The sequence below is a fragment of the Pseudomonas sp. SZ40 genome (assembly GCF_052958135.1).
This window is the reverse complement of sequence record NZ_JBQWIF010000047.1, coordinates 1-14,920: the sequence shown is the minus strand read 5'-3', so window position 1 is coordinate 14,920 and position 14,920 is coordinate 1. Positions and strand designations below refer to the sequence as shown.

Sequence of the window (14,920 nt, the reverse complement as noted above, 5' to 3'; positions counted from 1 at the left end):
ATGCGGGTGCCCAGGAATCAGCACCGCAGGGTCCGACAGATGCTCCGGGTCAATGCTTCGAAGCAGGTGCCCGGTCTCCTGAGCAGGCCAAAGACGATTGACCCTTGTTGATCAGGACGGTGTTCGCGCCTTCCTGATCGTGGGGTTGAGCAAATCGGTAACCGTACCGCTGGCCAGTTCGGCGGCAAGCCCTACCGTTTCATGGAGCGTAGGGTGAGCGTGAATGGTCAGGGCCAGGTCTTCGATGTAGGCGCCCATTTCTATAGCCAGGCATATTTCGCCCAGTAGTTCTCCGGCTTTGGCGCCGACTATTGTAGCTCCCAGCACGGTTCCCTTTTGGGCGTGGTACAGCAGTTTCGTCTTGCCTTCCGTGCGTCCTTCCGTCAACGCTCTACCGCTGGCAGACCAGGGAAATACTGCGGTCTTGAACGGTATTCCCTGGGCAGCCGCCTGCTTCTCGGTCAATCCTGTCCAGGCCAGCTCAGGGTTGGTGTAGGCAATTGACGGGATGGTGAGCGGAGCGAAGGCTGAGTGCTTGCCGGCAGCCACCTCGGCAGCCACATGGCCTTCGTGGGAAGCTTTGTGTGCCAGCATAGGATTGCCATTGATATCTCCAATGGCAAGGATATGTGGCTTGCTGGTGCGCAGTTGATTGTCGACCTTGATGAATCCGCGCTCATCGAGAACTACGCCGGCGGCCTCTGTGTTCAAACGATCACTGTTCGGTCTGCGCCCAACCGCCACGAGCAGCGCGTCGAATCGCTCGGGTTGGCAGGCTCCATCAGTATTGGTGAACTCTATTTCGAGCGCTGTCGTGTTTGGCGCAACAGCGGTTATGCTGGTGTTGAGCCTGATCTCGAAGCGTTCGGCGTTGTAGCGTTGATAGACTTGAACCATGTCGCCATCAGCTGCCGGAATCAGTTGCTCCGAGGCCTCCACGATGGTGACTTGGCTGCCTAGAGCTCTGTAGACCGTAGCCATCTCCAGGCCGATGATACCCCCGCCGGCAATCAGCAGCCGTCCGGGAATCGAGCGTAGCGCCAGTGCCTCGGTAGAATCCCAGATGCGGGGATCGTCCGGTAGGAAGGGCAGCGAGGTGGCGCGTGAGCCCGCGGCGATGATGCAGTGCTCGAAGCTTATGATCGTATGCGTCGCGCCATCTTTCACGGCTACCTGATTGGCTCCCGTGAACTGCGCCGTGCCATGAATGACCTTAACATCCCGAGCTTTCGCGAGAGCGCTTATGCCTTGGCCAAGCGTGCCAATGCATTGATCTCGAAAACCGCGTAACTGCTCGAGATCGATTTGTGGTGCGTTGAAGTGCAGCCCCAGGTGTTGTGCGTTGGTGGTCTCGTTGAGCACATTGGCCGCGTGCAGTAATGCTTTGGAAGGAATGCACCCCACATTCAGGCACACGCCACCCAAATTGGTGTGGCGCTCCACCATCGTGACTTGCAGCTCCAGATCCGCAGCTCGGAAGGCTGCGCTATAACCGCCTGGGCCAGCGCCTATTACCAATACCTGAGTAGAGAAGTACGACGGCATGGTGATCTCCTTTTTGACTATCACCAGGTAGGTTTCAAGACCTTATCGCCTGACTCACGGTAAGGCAAGTAATCCTGTGGTTCTGTGCTTATTCCTAATTTTTCACTGCATAACCCGATTTTTTGCCGATAGGCCTATTGATCTTTAAACACTATTTTAGGAATCTATCTTCAGATAGGTAGATGCTTGATGGCGTCTAAGGTGTCATACAAGGGAATGAACATGACCGAACCAACGCTTCGCTATAATGCAAATGTCTTGGGCCTGCACCCGGCGCGTTCAACCTTGGATGGTGAGGGCACGGCACTAAAGATCTTGCATTGCCTGTTCAAACGCCGCTGTGTCATTGGTCGCCGATCGGCGAGTGTCACGGGGCGGAATGAATCTGAGTTACCGCCTGCGCATGTGTTGCGGCCACATCTTTCCGTGATTGCAGCGATGGTAGTGGCAGGCCGCACGATTGAAATGATCCTGCCTGCCTTTCCGGGGAAATCGCCCAACAGAAGAAAGACCCTTGGTCATTTGCCCGATCTTGCCGAACGTCATGCGATCGATGAGTTGGGACGCCTGTGCGCGGAGATCCGCGCTCTGCATGCGCCCGGTGCCAGAATTCATATCTGTTCGGACGGCTACGTGTTCTCCGATCTGGTGAAGATTCCGGATCACCATGTACAGGACTACACCCAGGATTTGCAGCGCTATGCAGAGCAGACCCATCCAGGTCTTTTTGCCATGTTCGATCTCAAGGACGCCTATCCGCGATTGAGCTGTTTGGAGTCCATGCGTGAAGAGTTGATGATTGAGCACGGCACCTCGCTGATTCAACTCAAGGAGCGCTCCCTTAATGAACCTCGCGCCATGGCCATGTATCGGGGCATTACCCGGTTTCTGGCTGAGGACTATTCCGGGCTCGTTGATTTCAGGGGTGTTTCCAATACCCAGATCCAGAAAGCGGCGAAGCTTGCCGCCCTTCGTGTGATTCAGCGCAGTGAGGCGTGGAGTGAGTTGCTCGAGGTGCGTTACCCAGGATTTGTACGCCTCTCCATTCATCCGCAATTCGAGGTCTCATCGAAAATCGGCATACAGCTGGTTGCAAGCAGCGATATCTGGCGCACGCCGTGGCATTCGGTGGCCGTAAAACGTCACGGCGAGATATCTCTGGACAAGCGCAGCAATATCGATGAAAGCAGCAATCACCTGGTCTTCCATAACGGTCGCCCGTGTCATTACGTGAGTCAGTGCTGATGACCCGGCCTGTCAAAGCAGATGGTTTCCAAGCCTTGTTGCTGGACCTCGATGGAACCCTGATCGACACGCTTCCCGACATTAGCCAGGCACTGGGCCGCCTATTGAACGATCGTGGCCTGGAGCTATTGGACGATACGCAACTGAGGCGGTTGGTCGGTGGGGGGACACGAGCGATGTTGCAGGCCGTCTGCGCCAATGCGCAATTGCCTTGGGATGAACAGTGGCACGAGCAATACCTCCGTTTGTATGAGCAGTGTCTTTTAAATCGCTCCCGGCCTTTCGATGGTGTGCTTGCCCTGCTCGAACATTGCCGTGACAGGGCTCTACCCATGGCCGTGGTCACCAACAAGAGCCAGGCTATGGCGTCTCGATTATTGGATGCGCTGCTGCCAACTATTCCATTCGTCACGACAGTTGGCGCCAGCGCTTCAAGGCCCCTCAAGCCAAACCCCCAGGGGGCGTTTTTCGCTGCAGCGGAGATTGGGGCAAGTCCAGAGTGCTGCCTGTTGCTGGGAGATACCCAGAGTGACGTACTCACAGCGCCAGCTGCAGGCATGCGCGCCGGCGCCGCGTTGTGGGGTTACGGGAGTAGGCAGTCGCTGATGGCGTTGAGCCCCCATGCTGTCTTCGAAGAGCCCGGCCAGTTGGCAAGTTTTCTGTTCGACTGACTGCCTGCGCTTTAACGGGCGCCTTGTGCTGGAAAACCTCAGGAAGAGATCTGGTTATGAATGAGAGAAAGCAGCGAGGATTCATCTTCTTCGCCATTCTGCTGGCCATGGTCAATCTGTTGGCCTCCGATATATATGTGTCGGCGTTTCCTGTTCTCGAGCGAGATTTCGCCACTGACTCCACTTGGGTCGGTTGGTCATTGAGTCTGTTCTTTATTGGCTCAGTGCTGACATTGCCAATCTATGGCGCGATGTCCGACCGTTTTGGTCGCAAGCCAGTCTTGCTGGTGGGCTTGGTCGTGTTCGCGGTCGGTAGCTTCACTTGCTTGATGGCCGCTTCTGTCGAGTGGTTCCTGACAGGTCGCTTTATTCAGGCGGCGGGTGTTTGTGCTGCTTATGTGTTGTGGCAGCCAATGGTTGTCGATATCTACCCGCCAGCCCAGGTGCAGCGGGTTTTCGCGATCGTCATGCCGTTTCTGGGGATTTCCCCCGCATTGGGGCCACTGCTTGGCGGCCTGCTTACCGAGCAATGGGGATGGCGCTCAATCTTCATTTTCCTGCTGGCTATCAATGCGCTGTTGATTGCCTGGACGGTGCTAGGGTTTCGCGAGTCCCTTGTCGCTATGCCAGACAGCCAGCGTCGCGAGTCACTGTTGCAAGGCTACGCGGTGGTGCTGGGGCAGTGGCGGATGACTGGTATTTTTCTGGCGCTCGGGCTTTGCATCGGGATGTACATGGCGTATCTGACGCTTTGTCCTTTCCTGTTCGCAGGCTTAGGGTACAGCCCTGTGCAAATCGGTCTGACCTTCATTCCCATCGCAGGGGCATTCGGCGGTGGCGGGGCGCTCGCCAAGGTTCTATGCCGTAAATACAGCGAACTGCATGTCACTCGTCTGGGCGTGCTGGGCGCGATGCTGGGCAGCCTTGTCCTGACGATCAGCCTCTGGGTGACATCGCTGAGTTCGGCGTTGCAGGTCATCGTGCCGTTCATGCTGGTAACGATGTCCATCGGTGTTGCGATCCCTACGGGAACCTCCGTGGTTATGCGCGCCGCGGATCATCGTGCAGGCACCTGCTCTAGTGCCATGAACGTGATCAGCTCGCTATTGGCCTTCGCTGTCACGCTGGTGTCTGCCTTGCTGCTGTCACGCCTTGGCCCCCTCACCCTGGCTGGAGTAGTCGTGGGCAGCGCCACCCTGGCCTTGTTGTGTGTGACAAGTGTCGGCCGTGGCACCACGCCCCTCTGCACCGCACAAGGATGAGCAACATGGTCCATGACATCAAGAGTCTGCGGATCATCAGTGAGTCGGTCTGGACTGCCGGGCAGCCCAGCAAGACGGAGCTTGTGGCACTTCATGAGCTCGGCTTTGCCCTGGTGATGAACATAGCGCCTATTGATCCTCGGTACTCGTTGCCTAACGAGCAGGAACTGGTGCAGAGCTTAGGGATGCGTTATGTGCATCAGCCGGTCAGCTTCCAAAACCCCACGATCGCCGACTTTGAGCTTTTCGCCGCCACGCTGGATGAGCTGAGGAGTGAGCGGATGCTCATTCACTGCGCCGCCAACTATCGGGTCAGTGTGTTCTACGGTGTGTATGCCATGAGCGCACTGGGGTGGTCCGCGCAGCAATGCCAGGCGTTGATCGGTGACGTATGGAATATCGAAGAGTTTCCCGTGTGGGATGCATTGGCTCGAAAACTCATGGCACTGCAGGAGCAAGCCTGATGAATGAAAATCGCAAGAACTGGATTGGAGCGGCCATCGAGATCATCGAGCCGTTCTTGTTGCGTGCTACCGGTGACCGCTTTGAAGAGCGGGGGCGCAACGCACTGGCCAAGCAGCTTGCAGTGTGCTTCGACCAGCAGCGGCCACTGCGTCTATTGTTCCCCGGATTTCCCTGCAAGTCGCCCAATAGCCGTGACAAGAGCCTGGGAGTATTGCCCGACTATGGTGAGGTCATGGCCATCCAGCGGCTAGACCAGTTAGGCAGCGCCCTGGCGGATCATCATGCGCCAGGCTGCATAGTGACCATCGTCAGTGACGGCACAGCCTTCAACGATATCGTCGGTGTCGATGACGAATGCCGCGAGAAGTACAACGACGCCCTACGCGACTTGTGTCACACCCATACCATCGTTTGGGCGAGTCTGGCCGACTGTTTGCCAGCGACTGATTCACCGGCGCAGCAGCGGCGTGAGCTGCTGCGCCACGCCCAATTACCCTATGCATCTATCGACAGGCTGATGGCTCTGGGCAAGCAGGATCATGAGCTGGCGGCAAGTCACGATAAGCTATGCAGCTACCTGTACAACGATCTGCGGCTGGGCAAACAGGCCGATCAGTCAGAAGACCAGTATCTGGAGGATATTTCCACTAAGGCCTGGCAAATGATGCAGCGCGGGCACGCACTGAATGCTGTCCTCAAGCGCGCGTTCCCTGATGACATTCGTCTTTCAGTCCACCAATACGATAACGCGGGCCCTAAATATACCGTTTCTCTGCAGACTGGCCTGCAACGACCTGTCAGTCCTTGGCATATGGTCCCGGTGTGCGGTCTGGATGGCCCCCAGGCACTGCGATGCCGCAATCAGGTCGATGCGCAAAAACATGTGTTGGTGACTTATCAAGGTCGGCCCTGGCTGTATCACCAGGTGGATGATCCCCGGGCTCTGGAATTCGAGTACGAACTCCAGAAGCTGCCGCTGTTCGGGTTGGCGGTACGAGACCCGCTTGGAAAAGGCTTCGATACGTTGTCTAGCGTTCTTCTCGCCTCGCTGACCGAAACTTTCGGTTTTGTGTGCCTGAGTGGCTACGCGTTTACCGATCAAGAAGCCTTCACTCGCCGCTGTGAAGGATTCGGAAAAATCTACCAGTGGAAATTTGGCGCCGTGCATGTGGTCAAGCCCGAAGATGAGCCGGAAGGGTTCGTGCATTCGCTGGAGAAAACGCCTTTGCATTGGGATTTGAGCATGTTGCCCTTGACCCATGAGGACGTAGTTGGAAATGAAAAATTCAGCGCCAGCAAGTTCATGCTCTATTGCAAGACACCACCATGTGTGGGGGAGGGCCAAACTACGATCGTCGACGGCCGTAATGTATTGGCTAAGGCCGGGCTGGCAAAGGTGCGCGAGTGGGCTAGAACCCGCGTCACCTACTTTACGAAAATGACTTACTTTGGAGGCAATCCGCGCAGCTACCCACTGGTCGATACGCACCCCTTCGATGGCCGGCTGATCTTTAGATATCAGGAGGGCAGCGATTCGGCACTGCAAACCTTCGACTTAAACATTGATGATATGTCGACGGCAGAGCAACGCAGCATCCTCGGCGAAGTGAACAGCCTGGCTTATGACCCCGATTGCATTATCGAGCACCAGTGGGCGCAGGATGATCTGGTACTTATCGATAATTGGCTAATGCTCCATGGCCGTCTGCCGATGACCGAGCGTTCGCGGTCGCGTGAACTGTGGCGCATCCAAATCTATTGATCGTCGAACCGGCGAGGTCCGCGTAACCAGCGCTTCAACTCTCGCAGGCTTCGAGGAATTGATATGCCAGCAAAAAAAATACTCATTTTCGCTGAGGCCGTCACGCTCGCGCATTTGGTTCGCCCCTACCAGTTGGCCAAGGTACTCGTGCAATCTGGCTACCGGGTGCACTTTGCCAGTGCCGATCGATTCCAGTTCGTATTCGACCAGCCGGATATCGAGCATCACTGGATTGAGTCGGTAGCGCATGGGCGCTTTCTAGAACGTGTAGAAACCGGCCGCTGCCTTTACTCGGCCCAAGAGCTTATCGACTATGTGGGTGAAGAGGTCGAGTTGATCAGGCGGCTGTCGCCCGACCTGGTCATGGGCGACTTCAGGCACTCGTTATCGATAAGCACGCGTCTGGCTCGCGCCCTGTATATCAACCTGATCAATGCCTATTGGAGCCCTTGGCAGCATCAAATGGTGCTGCCCGTTCCACAGCTGCGACAGGTTGCGCTACATCGCATTCCCGGTATGAAACACGTAATGCCACTGATGAGCAGAATCATATTCCATGTTCAAGGCAGGGCCTTGAATCAAGCCCGTGAGCACTTCGGCCTCCCGCCGTTTTCACATTGCTTGCATGGTTGGACTTTCGGCGACCATACGGCCTACTACGACGTGCCTGCGCATTTCGATTTGCCAGCGCTACCTGCCAACCATCATTTCATCGGTCACGTGCCGTGGCAGCCGACCGCGGTGCCTCCTTCGGATCAATTGCTTGATGGGCTGGCCGACCCCTTTGTGTATGTGGCACTCGGGTCATCGGCGGGGGCGGGAGTGCTTGGGGCGGTGGTCGAGCGCTTGATGCGCTTGGGGCTCGAATTAGTCGTCAGCGGTGTTGCCAAACAGGATCGACCGGCTAGCTGGGATCATAGAGTCAGGTCTGCGCCTTTGGTCGCTGGTGAAGTGATCGCCAGACGCGCCAGCCTGGTCATTACCAATGGCGGCAGTCCTTCGTCTTATCAGGCTCTGGCCGCGGGCACGCCTGTATTGGGAGTTGCGGTGAACATGGACCAGTTGTTGGCCATGAGCAACCTGCAGCGCCTGGGAGGTGGATATCTGTTGCGTCCCGGCGAAATCGCCTCCGGCCGTTTCGATAGCCGGGTGCAGTCATTGCTCAATGGCGAATGCCAGCACAGCGTGCGAGTCCTGGCCGAGCAACTAGGGTCTATGGACTACCGCCAGCAACTGCCGCAGTTAGTGCAGCGTGTCATCGATTTCGATGATGCATCCGCCAGCAGAGAGTCGACGGATGCTTCGAAACGTGCAGAGCAAGCCCGCCTCAGCGCCGCATCATGGACGTTGCCGCCCATTTTGCGCAGTAGTCTAATCAATGCACCAATGCGCGAAGACGTACACTGACGCCTTCGGCGACGTGGTCGAAATATGCCATATCGTCCAGGGCGCGTGCGCCAATCATCGCGCCATTGAGCGATGCAAGTATCTGTGCAGCTATCTTCCCTTGTTCGTCACGGCTGAGTGATGAGGCCATGTTGAGGATGGTTTTTCCGATCCAATCCAGGTTCAGCCTATAAAAGTTCTTCAGGGAACTGACAACGCTGTCAGGGAGTATCTCGATATCCGCGCCCAACATCATGCACAGTGTCATGGTTCGATGGCTGGTAATTTCTTCGCGGTACATGTTCATGTAGCGCTCCGCACGTTGCAGCGGCGTACCGGGCTGGCTGTCAAGGTTGTTCAGAGCCAGCTCGAAGCGGGCCAGATAGCGCTTCATGACCGCTTCCACCAGGTCTTTCTTTGCGGGGAAGTGATAATGAATACTGGCGCTCTTGATGCCGATGATCTCGGCAATTTCTCTGAACGCGAACCCTTGATAGCCTCGTGAACGGATCAGGCGCTCCGCAATGTCGAGAATTCGTTCGGCAGTATTGTTCATGTCTTCATTGGCTCCAGACCCACAGTTTCATATCTGACTCGAGTTCAATGCGAGTTTATGGCCGGGCGATGCCCATCATGCGATCCGGATTGGCTTTCTGAGGCCGCCAGCATGGGTTGAGTGCTGGCGATTTTTTTGTCAGTGGCGGCTGGTTGGCGCCGGCATCGCCAGCAGCTGCTTTTCCTGATTCCAGTCGAACGGTTCGTCGTTTTCTTCGGCGTAGAAACGACGCTCGTCGAGTTGCTGATACAGCTCGATCTCTTCGTCGGGCATGAAGTGCAGGCAGTCGCCGCCGAAGAACCACAGCAGGTCACGGGGCACCAGGTGGGCGATCTGCGGGTAGCGCTGGAAGATCTGGCTGATCAGGTCCTGACCCAGGTACTGGCTGCGTTCGAAATCCACTGGCAGCTCCGCCAGCAGTTCGTCATAGCGCTCGAGGAAGTTGGCATGGCTGTCATCGAGAATCTGCTCGGCTTCGCCCAGGGCGACCAGAATGGTGCGCAGGTGGTTGAGCAGGGCGATGTGGTGATCGAGATGGGTGTTGGCCATGTCCGGTGATCCTGAAAGTAAAACGGGCGCCGGAGTATAAAGTCCACGGCGCCCGCTGTCGTGCCTGCAGTATGCCTACCTGACTTTACCCTCGCTCGGCAGCAGCTCTTCCTTGCTGAAGTCATCGACATCGATCACCACACGACGGGCGAGCTCGGCCCGTTGCAACTGCTGGCCTTCCTCGGCAGTGAGTACGTCGGCAGCGACTGCCGTTTCGATCTCGTTCTGCCCCGGCGTTTCCCGAACCTGCCCGGCCTTGACGGCCTTGTGCAGCTTCTTCTGCAGCGGTTGGGTTTCCTGCAGCAGATTGAAGGCGTGTTGCAGGGCGCCAACCGGATCGTCCGTGGCGCTTGGGCGGAAGCAGCCTTCGAGCAGCTCTTCGAGTGCCGGATCGCCAGCATTGCGGCCGATGATCGCTGCGACCTGAGCGTCGAGGTGATCGTCTGGGCCCTGGTGACGACGGCCGAAGGGAAAGACCAGCAAGCGCAGGGCGCTTCCCAGCAAGCGATTGGGGAAGTTGCTGAGCAGGGCGTCGATGGCGTCCTCGGCCTTGCCCAGGCTCTCCTCGAGCGCCCAGTGCAGCAGCGGGCGGACATGCTCCGGGTAGTCCTGATCGTGATAACGCTTCAGTGCCGCGGAGGCCAGATACAGATGGCTGAGTACGTCACCCAGGCGTGCCGACAGGCGCTCGCGACGCTTCAACTCGCCGCCCAGCAGCATCATGCTGAGGTCGGCGAGCATGGCGAAGGCGGCGCTCAGGCGGTTCAGGGCGCGGAAGTAAGGGCGGCTGATGCGGTCGCCCGGCACCTTGCCGAGCATGCCCAGGCTGAGGCTGAGAATCAGCGTGCTGGCGGCATTGCTGACGGCGAAGCCGATGTGTTGCATCAGCAACTCGTCGAACTCCACCAGCGCCTGGTCGCGGTCTTCGCGATTGGCCAGGGCCATTTCCTTGAGTACGTAAGGATGGCAGCGGATCGCCCCCTGGCCGAAGATCATCAGGTTGCGCGAGAGGATGTTGGCGCCCTCGACCGTGATGAAGATCGGCGCCCCTTGCCAGGAGCGGCTCAGGTAGTTGCTCGGGCCCATGATGATGCCCTTGCCGCCGTGCACGTCCATGGCGTGGGTGATGCACTCGCGGCCACGCTCGGTCAGGTGGTACTTGAGGATGGCTGAAAGTACCGACGGCTTCTCGCCCAGGTCCACCGCATTGGCGGTGAGGATGCGTGCACTGTCCATCAGCCAGGCGTTGCCGCCGATGCGTGCCAGGGCCTCCTGAATGCCTTCGAAGGCCGACAGCGGCACGTTGAACTGCTCGCGTACCTGGCTGTACTGACCGGTGACCAGGCTGGTGTACTTGGCGGCGCCGGTACCGACGGCGGGCAGGGAGATGGAGCGACCTACCGACAGGCAGTTCATCAGCATCATCCAGCCCTTGCCGAGGTAGTCCGGCCCGCCGATGAGGTATTCCAACGGCACGAATACATCCTTGCCGCAATTGGGGCCGTTCATGAAGGCAGCGCCCAATGGCAGGTGGCGGCGGCCGATTTCCACGCCAGGGGTATCGGTGGGAATCAGTGCCAGGCTGATGCCCAGTTCCTCTTTGTCGCCGAGCAGATGATCCGGGTCATAGGCCTTGAAGGCCACGCCAAGCAGTGTCGCAACCGGGCCGAGGGTGATGTAGCGCTTTTCCCAGTTCAAGCGCAGGCCGACGACTTCCTCGCCGTTCCACTGGCCTTTGCAGATCACACCGCTATCGGGCATGGCGCCGGCGTCGGAGCCAGCCAGTGGGCCGGTCAGGGCGAAGCAGGGGATATCGTCGCCACGCGCCAGGCGCGGCAGGTAATGGTTGCGCTGCTCTTCGGTGCCGTAATGCAGCAGCAGTTCGGCCGGGCCGAGGGAGTTGGGTACCATCACCGTGGAGGCGAGGTCACCGCTACGGGTGGCCAGCTTCATCGCCACCTGGGAGTGGGCGTAGGCGGAAAAACCCTTGCCGCCGTATTCCTTGGGAATGATCAGGGCGAAGAAGCCATGTTGCTTGATGTGCGCCCAGGCTTCTGGCGGCAGATCCATGCGCTGGCCGATTTCCCATTCGCTGACCATCGCGCACAATTCTTCGGTCGGGCCGTCGATGAAGGCCTGCTCCTCTGCGGTCAGCCTGGCTTTCGGGTAGGCCAGCAGCTTGTCCCAGTCGGGGCGGCCGCTGAACAGCTCGCCGTCCCACCATACGGTGCCTGCTTCGATGGCGTCCTTTTCGGTGGCCGACATCGGCGGCAGCACCTTCTGGAACCAGGCGAACAGCGGCGCGGTGAAATGCTTGCGGCGCAGCTCCGGTAGCGCCAGGGGGATGGCGACAGCCAGCCAGAGCAGCCAGAAGATCACCAGCAGCCAGCCAGGCGCATGGCTGTAGGCGCCCATCACGAGCAGGTAGGCAGCAACGATTGCCAGGGCGGGTAGGGGCGCCGTGCGGCGGTGGGCCAGATAGGCCGTACCGATGACCAGAACGAGCAACCAGACAGCGAGCATGCAGAATCCTCCATGATGGCGATGGCAGAACGACTACCGACGCCATAATCGTAGTCGGCAAGCGCAAAGGCTGCCGACAGGGGCGTTACAGATCACTTCCGGGTGGTCACGACCTGCCGCGTTCACGATAGTGACCCCTACCGAGGCCGCGTAGTTCGGCTAACAAATTGCGTCTGCGGATGACCTGTTGGTCAGGTCATGAATGGCCCGTACTCGGGCTACATGAACGGGGTCGATAGCCAACATCAGTATGTCTGGCTTTCTTCTTGCGGGCAGAGTGGTAGGGTTGTCAGCGTCTCGGCTGGCGGGATTCTGATAAGGACGATTGGCATGCTGAAAATATGGGGCCGCAAGAACTCCAGCAACGTGCGCAAGGTGCTGTGGTGTGCTGAAGAGGCCGGTGTCGGCTACCAGCGGCTGGATGCCGGTGGGGCGTTCGGCGTGGTCGATCAAGCGGAGTTTCTGGCGCGCAACACGAATGGGCGGGTGCCTGTGCTCGAGGACGGTGACCTGGTGCTCTGGGAGTCCAACAGCATCGTGCGTTACCTGGCCGCGGCGTATGCGCCGGGCAGCCTCTATCGTGAAGATCCAGCCAGCCGGGCGCAGGGCGACAAGTGGATGGACTGGACCACGTCCACCTTTGCCGGTGAATTCCGCGATTTGTTCTGGGGCACCCTGCGTACCCCTGTGGAGCAGCGCGACGTGGCGGCGATCGACGCTGCCCGGCAACGCTGCATCGCGCTTCTGGCGTTGCCCGAGCGGGCACTGGGCGAGCATGACTACTTGTCCGGCGAGGCCTTCGGCATGGGCGACATCCCGCTCGGCAGCTTCATCTATGCCTGGTTCGAGATGCCCATCGAGCGACCGCCACAGCCCAATCTGCAAGCCTGGTATGCGCGGCTGCGCGAGCGACCCGCCTACCAGAGTGCGGTGATGACCGCCCTGACCTGATTGCACAATGTCGTTGCAATGCAGGTGCTTCACCCCCATCTAAACCCTGTCACTTTTCATGCGTGCGTATCCTTTATGAGTACTGCTCTGTCGATCCGACAGCTGACCAAAACCTATGGCAACGGCTTCCAGGCCTTGCACGGCCTCGATCTCGATGTGGCCGAAGGGGATTTCTTCGCCTTGCTTGGCCCTAATGGCGCTGGCAAATCCACCACCATCGGTATCCTCTCGACGCTGGTGAACAAGTCCAGCGGCACGGTCAACGTGTTCGGCCATGACCTGGACGCCCAGCCTGCCGCGCTCAAGCGCTGCATCGGCGTGGTGCCTCAGGAATTCAACTTCAACCAGTTCGAGAAGGTCTTCGACATCGTCGTGACCCAGGCCGGCTACTACGGCATTCCGGCGCGCCTTGCCAAGGAACGTGCCGAGCAATACCTCAACCAGCTGGGGCTGTGGGACAAGCGTGACGTGGCCTCGCGGGAGTTGTCCGGTGGCATGAAGCGCCGGCTGATGATCGCCCGCGCGCTGGTACATCAGCCGCGGCTGCTGATCCTCGACGAGCCGACCGCCGGTGTCGATATCGAACTGCGCCGCTCGATGTGGAGCTTCCTCACCGATCTCAACGAACAGGGCATCACCATCATCCTCACGACTCACTACCTGGAAGAGGCCGAGCAGTTGTGCCGCAACATCGGCATCATCGACCACGGGCGGATCGTCGAGAACACCAGCATGAAAGCGCTGCTGGGCAAGCTGCATGTCGAGACCTTCCTGCTGGACCTGAAGCACGACCTGACTGCCGTGCCCCAGCTTGTCGGCTATCCGGCCAAGCTGGTCGATCGTCACACGCTCGAAGTGCAAGTGGACAAGAGCCAGGGCGTCACCGAGCTGTTCCGCCAATTGTCGGCACACAACATCGAGGTGCTGAGCCTGCGTAACAAGAGCAACCGTCTGGAGGAGCTGTTCGTGTCACTGGTCGAGAAGAACCTGTCGAAGGTGGCCGTATGAATCGCGAGCAGTCCGAATTCAGCGCCAACATGGTGGCGTTGCGTACCATCGTCTACCGCGAAGTTCGCCGCTTCATGCGTATCTGGCCGCAGACCCTGCTGCCGCCAGCGATCACCATGGTCCTGTACTTCGTGATCTTCGGGAACCTGATCGGTCGGCAGATCGGCGACATGGGTGGCTTCACCTACATGGAGTACATCGTGCCGGGGCTGATCATGATGTCGGTGATCACCAACGCCTATGGCAACGTGGTGTCGAGTTTCTTCGGTAGCAAGTTCCAGCGCTCGGTGGAGGAGTTGATGGTCTCCCCGGTATCGCCGCACACCATCCTGATCGGCTACGTCACCGGCGGCGTGCTGCGCGGCCTGGCCGTGGGCGTGATCGTGACGATACTGTCGCTGTTCTTCACCCATCTGCAGGTGCATCACCTTGGGCTGACGGTGCTGGTGGTGTTGCTGACGGCGACCATCTTCTCCTTGGGTGGCTTCGTCAACGCGGTGTTCGCGCGCAACTTCGACGACATCTCGATCATCCCGACCTTCGTGCTGACGCCACTGACCTACCTGGGCGGCGTGTTCTACTCGATCAGCCTGCTGCCGCCGTTCTGGCAGACCGTGTCGATGGCCAACCCGGTGCTGCACATGGTCAACGCCTTCCGCTACGGCATTCTCGGCGTATCGGACATCCGTATAGGCACGGCAATCGGCTTCATGCTGGTCGCCACGGCAGTGCTCTACGTGCTGTGCGTCCGTTTGCTGGTCAGTGGGCGCGGCATGCGGCAGTGAGCATGTCGTCGGGCCCCTTGCTTGGCGTCAGGCCCGAAAATCGCCGGCAAGCCGGCTCCTACGCAGCAGCGCTGCCACCCATTCTGTAGGAGCCCGCTTGCGGGCGATGCGCTGGCGGCCATGCCGCAGCAACGCGTCAGGCCCGGGAATCGCCGGCAAGCCGGCTCCTACGCGACAGCGATGCCAGCAATTCTGTAGGAGCCCGCTTGCGG

The 14,920-nt window shown here is 58.9% G+C and carries 13 protein-coding genes; 9 read left to right on the top strand and 4 right to left on the bottom strand.

Annotated elements, in window-relative coordinates:
* Positions 1-111: 111 nt before the first annotated feature.
* Positions 112-1,545 carry a dihydrolipoyl dehydrogenase gene (gene lpdA / locus ACT9T4_RS24005; protein WP_499119338.1) on the bottom strand — a complete coding sequence of 478 codons (1,434 nt, stop codon included), beginning with the start codon at positions 1,543-1,545 and terminating at the stop codon, positions 112-114.
* A gap of 222 nt (positions 1,546-1,767) precedes the next feature.
* On the opposite strand from lpdA, the gene ACT9T4_RS24000 reads away from it, so the two are divergent.
* The 6 genes from ACT9T4_RS24000 to ACT9T4_RS23975 all read left to right on the top strand — a co-directional run bounded on the left by ACT9T4_RS24000 (position 1,768) and on the right by ACT9T4_RS23975 (position 8,357).
* The gene (locus ACT9T4_RS24000) at positions 1,768-2,790 is read left to right on the top strand and encodes an isocyanide synthase family protein (RefSeq protein ID WP_082045929.1); all 1,023 of its coding nucleotides are present in this window, start codon (positions 1,768-1,770) and stop codon (positions 2,788-2,790) included.
* Positions 2,790-3,461: an HAD family hydrolase gene (locus ACT9T4_RS23995; protein ID WP_499119336.1), complete on the top strand. Its 672-nt coding sequence runs from the start codon at positions 2,790-2,792 to the stop codon at positions 3,459-3,461. Before ACT9T4_RS24000 ends, ACT9T4_RS23995 begins: the two co-directional genes overlap by 1 nt.
* 56 nt (positions 3,462-3,517) lie before the next feature.
* Positions 3,518-4,723, top strand: coding sequence for a Bcr/CflA family efflux MFS transporter (locus ACT9T4_RS23990; protein ID WP_042556640.1), 1,206 nt, complete (start codon positions 3,518-3,520; stop codon positions 4,721-4,723).
* A 5-nt stretch (positions 4,724-4,728) separates the two neighbouring features.
* Positions 4,729-5,187, top strand: a complete 459-nt coding sequence (locus ACT9T4_RS23985) for a protein tyrosine phosphatase family protein (RefSeq protein ID WP_052493874.1) — start codon at positions 4,729-4,731, stop codon at positions 5,185-5,187.
* Positions 5,187-6,950, top strand: coding sequence for an isocyanide synthase family protein (locus ACT9T4_RS23980; RefSeq protein ID WP_499119334.1), 1,764 nt, complete (start codon positions 5,187-5,189; stop codon positions 6,948-6,950). The genes ACT9T4_RS23985 and ACT9T4_RS23980 overlap by 1 nt, the downstream gene beginning before the upstream one ends.
* 63 nt (positions 6,951-7,013) lie before the next feature.
* Positions 7,014-8,357 carry a glycosyltransferase gene (locus ACT9T4_RS23975; RefSeq protein ID WP_179537976.1) on the top strand — a complete coding sequence of 448 codons (1,344 nt, stop codon included), beginning with the start codon at positions 7,014-7,016 and terminating at the stop codon, positions 8,355-8,357.
* On the opposite strand, the gene ACT9T4_RS23970 is transcribed toward ACT9T4_RS23975, so the two are convergent.
* From ACT9T4_RS23970 to ACT9T4_RS23960, 3 genes are all read right to left on the bottom strand, one after another.
* Positions 8,326-8,892, bottom strand: coding sequence for a TetR/AcrR family transcriptional regulator (locus tag ACT9T4_RS23970; RefSeq protein ID WP_499119332.1), 567 nt, complete (start codon positions 8,890-8,892; stop codon positions 8,326-8,328). The two genes, ACT9T4_RS23975 and ACT9T4_RS23970, sit on opposite strands and share 32 nt — an antisense overlap.
* Positions 8,893-9,030: 138 nt before the next feature.
* Complete coding sequence (locus ACT9T4_RS23965) at positions 9,031-9,441, bottom strand: PA2817 family protein (RefSeq protein ID WP_042556636.1); 411 nt, start codon at positions 9,439-9,441, stop codon at positions 9,031-9,033.
* A 75-nt stretch (positions 9,442-9,516) separates the two neighbouring features.
* Complete coding sequence (locus ACT9T4_RS23960; RefSeq protein WP_499119330.1) at positions 9,517-11,964, bottom strand: acyl-CoA dehydrogenase; 2,448 nt, start codon at positions 11,962-11,964, stop codon at positions 9,517-9,519.
* Between the two features lie 330 nt (positions 11,965-12,294).
* On the opposite strand from ACT9T4_RS23960, the gene ACT9T4_RS23955 reads away from it, so the two are divergent.
* From ACT9T4_RS23955 to ACT9T4_RS23945, 3 genes are all read left to right on the top strand, one after another.
* Positions 12,295-12,915, top strand: a complete 621-nt coding sequence (locus ACT9T4_RS23955; RefSeq protein ID WP_499119328.1) for a glutathione S-transferase family protein — start codon at positions 12,295-12,297, stop codon at positions 12,913-12,915.
* 75 nt (positions 12,916-12,990) lie between these two features.
* Complete coding sequence (locus ACT9T4_RS23950) at positions 12,991-13,923, top strand: ABC transporter ATP-binding protein (RefSeq protein ID WP_042556633.1); 933 nt, start codon at positions 12,991-12,993, stop codon at positions 13,921-13,923.
* Positions 13,920-14,708 (top strand): ABC transporter permease, encoded by a 789-nt coding sequence (locus ACT9T4_RS23945; protein ID WP_042556632.1) that lies wholly within the window; start codon positions 13,920-13,922, stop codon positions 14,706-14,708. Before ACT9T4_RS23950 ends, ACT9T4_RS23945 begins: the two co-directional genes overlap by 4 nt.
* Positions 14,709-14,920: the final 212 nt, after the last annotated feature.

What these genes read in the sequence shown, in the direction of transcription:
- lpdA (WP_499119338.1), bottom strand. Translation starts at nt 1,545, where the DNA reads ATGCCGTCGTACTTCTCTACTCAGGTATTGGTAATAGGCGCTGGCCCA.
- ACT9T4_RS24000 (WP_082045929.1), top strand. Translation starts at nt 1,768, where the DNA reads ATGACCGAACCAACGCTTCGCTATAATGCAAATGTCTTGGGCCTGCAC.
- ACT9T4_RS23995 (WP_499119336.1), top strand. Translation starts at nt 2,790, where the DNA reads ATGACCCGGCCTGTCAAAGCAGATGGTTTCCAAGCCTTGTTGCTGGAC.
- ACT9T4_RS23990 (WP_042556640.1), top strand. Translation starts at nt 3,518, where the DNA reads ATGAATGAGAGAAAGCAGCGAGGATTCATCTTCTTCGCCATTCTGCTG.
- ACT9T4_RS23985 (WP_052493874.1), top strand. Translation starts at nt 4,729, where the DNA reads ATGGTCCATGACATCAAGAGTCTGCGGATCATCAGTGAGTCGGTCTGG.
- ACT9T4_RS23980 (WP_499119334.1), top strand. Translation starts at nt 5,187, where the DNA reads ATGAATGAAAATCGCAAGAACTGGATTGGAGCGGCCATCGAGATCATC.
- ACT9T4_RS23975 (WP_179537976.1), top strand. Translation starts at nt 7,014, where the DNA reads ATGCCAGCAAAAAAAATACTCATTTTCGCTGAGGCCGTCACGCTCGCG.
- ACT9T4_RS23970 (WP_499119332.1), bottom strand. Translation starts at nt 8,892, where the DNA reads ATGAACAATACTGCCGAACGAATTCTCGACATTGCGGAGCGCCTGATC.
- ACT9T4_RS23965 (WP_042556636.1), bottom strand. Translation starts at nt 9,441, where the DNA reads ATGGCCAACACCCATCTCGATCACCACATCGCCCTGCTCAACCACCTG.
- ACT9T4_RS23960 (WP_499119330.1), bottom strand. Translation starts at nt 11,964, where the DNA reads ATGCTCGCTGTCTGGTTGCTCGTTCTGGTCATCGGTACGGCCTATCTG.
- ACT9T4_RS23955 (WP_499119328.1), top strand. Translation starts at nt 12,295, where the DNA reads ATGCTGAAAATATGGGGCCGCAAGAACTCCAGCAACGTGCGCAAGGTG.
- ACT9T4_RS23950 (WP_042556633.1), top strand. Translation starts at nt 12,991, where the DNA reads ATGAGTACTGCTCTGTCGATCCGACAGCTGACCAAAACCTATGGCAAC.
- ACT9T4_RS23945 (WP_042556632.1), top strand. Translation starts at nt 13,920, where the DNA reads ATGAATCGCGAGCAGTCCGAATTCAGCGCCAACATGGTGGCGTTGCGT.